The sequence below is a fragment of the Mesorhizobium sp. M7A.F.Ca.MR.362.00.0.0 genome (assembly GCF_004023175.1).
Classification (GTDB): domain Bacteria; phylum Pseudomonadota; class Alphaproteobacteria; order Rhizobiales; family Rhizobiaceae; genus Mesorhizobium.
Genome location: NZ_RZTF01000278.1, coordinates 6,049 through 8,814, shown reverse-complemented (window position 1 = coordinate 8,814; position 2,766 = coordinate 6,049). Strand labels below are relative to the sequence as shown.

The following is a 2,766-nucleotide window of genomic DNA, read 5'->3' as shown; positions in this document are numbered from 1 at the left end:
ACAACAGCCAATCTCCCCCCTTGAGGGGGAGATGTCCGGCAGGACAGAGGGGGGCGCTTCGCGCCAACCTTTCAGTCATCCTAGCGCTCCTGCTTCAGTGCGCTTTCGTGCCAGCGCCGCAAAATGAGATGCGAAATCAGCGACAGCACGAGGAAGATCAAAATGCCGGTCAGCGAGATCAGGAACAGCGCCGCGAACAGCCGCGGCGCGTTGAGCCGGTAGCCGGCCTCGATGATGCGTGAGGCAAGACCGGACGACTGGCCGGTGGTGCCGGCGACGAACTCGGCCACCACGGCGCCGATCAGCGACAGGCCTCCGGCGATCTTCAGCCCACCGAGGAAATAGGGCATCGCGGCCGGCAGCCTGAGATAGCGCAATTGCTGCCAGCGCGTCGCGCCATTGAGCTTGAACATGTCGCGCAGATTGCGGTCGACGGAGTTGAGGCCGAGCGTGGTGTTGGACAGGATCGGAAAGAAGGCGACGATCCAGGCGCACAGCAGAAGCTTGGTCGTCTGGTCGTTCACATAGATGTTGATCAGCGGAAAGATCGCCACGATCGGCGTCACCTGCAGCACGATGGCGAACGGGAAGAACGACATCTCCACCCATTTCGATTGCGCAAACAGCACCGCCAGCCCGACCCCGCCGATGACGGCCAGAGCCAGGCTGAGGAAGGTGATGCGCAAGGTGACCAGCAGTGAGGAAAACAGCAGGCCGGCATCGTTGTAGAGCGTCCACAGCACCACACCCGGGCGCGGCAGGATGTATTGCGGGATCTCGTTCCAGACGCAGACGCGATCCCACAGCCAGATCGCCAAGATCATGATCACCAGCGGCAGCACCCAGCGGCCGATCCGTTCGAATCGCTCCTGGCGCACGCGGCGCGCTTCCTCGGGGTCGAGTTCGAGCGCCCGCTCGTCAATGGCCGTCATGATGCGCGCCTGCTGTTGAATTGATGGCCTTGACCAGCACGTCGGAAGCCTGACGGCACAGCGCCGCATAGTCGGGCGAGGTGCGAAACGCCTCGTCGCGCGGATAGGAGGCCTCGATGGCGAGTTCGTCGAACACCCGGCCCGGCCGCGCCGCCATGACGACGACGCGGTTGGACAGGAACACGCTTTCAAAGACGCTGTGGGTGACGAAGACGACGGTGAAGCGTTCGTCCTGCCACAGTTCCAGCAGATCGTTGTTGAGCTTGAAGCGGGTGATCTCGTCGAGTGCGGCGAACGGCTCGTCCATCAGCAGCACGCGCGGTTTGGTCACCATGGCGCGTGCGATCGAGACGCGCATCTTCATGCCGCCGGACAGTTCGCGCGGCACCGCGTCTTCGAAACCGGTCAGATGCACCCGCGCCAGCATTTCCGTGATCGCCGGTGTCGCTTTGGCGCGCGAAATGCCTTTCAGCCGAAGCGGCAGCCAGACATTGTCGAAAACGTTGGCCCAGGGCAGCAGCGTCGGCTCCTGAAAGACGAAGCCGATGTTCGAGCGGTCAGCTGAGCCGACGCCGCGCCATTCGAGCACGCCGGAGGTCGGCGTCGACAGGCCGGCGATCAGCCGCAGCGCCGTCGACTTGCCGCAACCCGACGGCCCGAGCAGGCTGAGGAAATCGCCTTCCCGGATCGTCAGATTGACATCGCTCAGCGCCGTCACGCCGTTGGAGAACACCTTGCCGACGCCCCTCAGCGCCAGCAATGTCGATGCAACGTCCGAGGCCGGCGCTGGCGCCACCTTTTCCCTTATCATACCGGGACCGGCCTATTTCTTCAGCTCGAGCCCGACGCCTTTGTTGATGAAGGTCAGCGTGTAGGCCTTCTTGATGTCGATGCCGGCTGGCGTGACCTTGGCCTTGACCATCTTGTCGTAGAAATTCTTGATCCGCTCGTCGGTCATGGCGCCGATGCCGAGCTTTTCGGTGTCGCCGGAATCGGCAAGGCCGAACTTCTTCATCTGCTCGATCGAGAACGCGATCTGCTCGTCGCTCATATCGGGATTGTCTTTCTTGATCATGTCGTTGGCGGCCTTGTTGTCGCCGTACAGATATTTGTACCAGCCCTTGGCCGAGCCATCGACGAAGCACTGGACCACCTCCGGCTTCTTGTCGATCGTATCCTGCATCACCTCGATCGTCGTCGAATAGGTGTCCCAGCCATAGTCGGCGAGCAGGAACTGGTTCGGCACGAAGCCGCCTTCCTTCTTGACCGCGAACGGCTCCGAGGTGACGTAGCCCTGCTGGATCGACTTCTTGTTGGCGAGGAAGGGAGCGGTGTTGTAGGTGTAGGGCGCGCGCTTGGAAGCGTCGAAGCCGAGTTCGATGACCATCCACTGGAAGAAGGTCTGCACGCCCTCGTCGCCCAATATGTACTGGTCGGCGTTCTTCAGGTCCTCCCATTTGTCGAGCCCTTCGCCGGGGTGGGACATGATGACCTGCGGGTCCTTCTGGAAGTCCGCCGCCACCACGCGCATGGGAATGCCTTGCTGGACGGCATCGAAAGCCGACAGCAGATTGCCGCCCATGTAGAAATCGATCTTGCCGGCCAGCAGCAGCGGTCGGCCGCTGACCTGCGGACCGCCCTGCATGATGGTGACGTCGAGGCCGCAGGCGGCGTAGGTGCCGTCCGCCACGGACTGATAATATCCACCATGCTCCGGCTGGGCCAACCAGTTGGTGCCGAAGGTGACTTTCTCATTCGCAGCAGCACCCAGCGTGCTGGCTGCAAGCAGGGCCACCGCCGCCACCGAGATCTTCTGTTTTCCGTACATCCACAC

General features: G+C 62.4%; 3 protein-coding genes. All 3 read right to left on the bottom strand.

Going from position 1 to position 2,766, the window contains the following annotated elements; genetic code table 11:
- Positions 1 to 80: 80 nt before the first annotated feature.
- Genes EOC06_RS26455 through EOC06_RS26445 form a run of 3 tightly spaced genes read right to left on the bottom strand, consistent with a single transcriptional unit; the run spans position 81 to position 2,760 of the window.
- Positions 81 to 932 (bottom strand): ABC transporter permease, encoded by an 852-nt coding sequence (locus tag EOC06_RS26455; RefSeq protein WP_128309166.1) that lies wholly within the window; start codon positions 930 to 932, stop codon positions 81 to 83.
- On the bottom strand, positions 919 to 1,743 hold the full coding sequence (locus EOC06_RS26450; protein ID WP_128309165.1) for an ABC transporter ATP-binding protein: 825 nt from the start codon (positions 1,741 to 1,743) through the stop codon (positions 919 to 921). Before EOC06_RS26450 ends, EOC06_RS26455 begins: the two co-directional genes overlap by 14 nt.
- A 12-nt stretch (positions 1,744 to 1,755) precedes the next feature.
- Complete coding sequence (locus tag EOC06_RS26445) at positions 1,756 to 2,760, bottom strand: ABC transporter substrate-binding protein (RefSeq protein WP_127272561.1); 1,005 nt, start codon at positions 2,758 to 2,760, stop codon at positions 1,756 to 1,758.
- Positions 2,761 to 2,766: the final 6 nt, after the last annotated feature.

Excerpts from the sequence above, each read along its gene's own strand:
- EOC06_RS26455 (WP_128309166.1), bottom strand. The coding sequence starts at position 932 with ATGACGGCCATTGACGAGCGGGCGCTCGAACTCGACCCCGAGGAAGCG.
- EOC06_RS26450 (WP_128309165.1), bottom strand. The coding sequence starts at position 1,743 with ATGATAAGGGAAAAGGTGGCGCCAGCGCCGGCCTCGGACGTTGCATCG.
- EOC06_RS26445 (WP_127272561.1), bottom strand. The coding sequence starts at position 2,760 with ATGTACGGAAAACAGAAGATCTCGGTGGCGGCGGTGGCCCTGCTTGCA.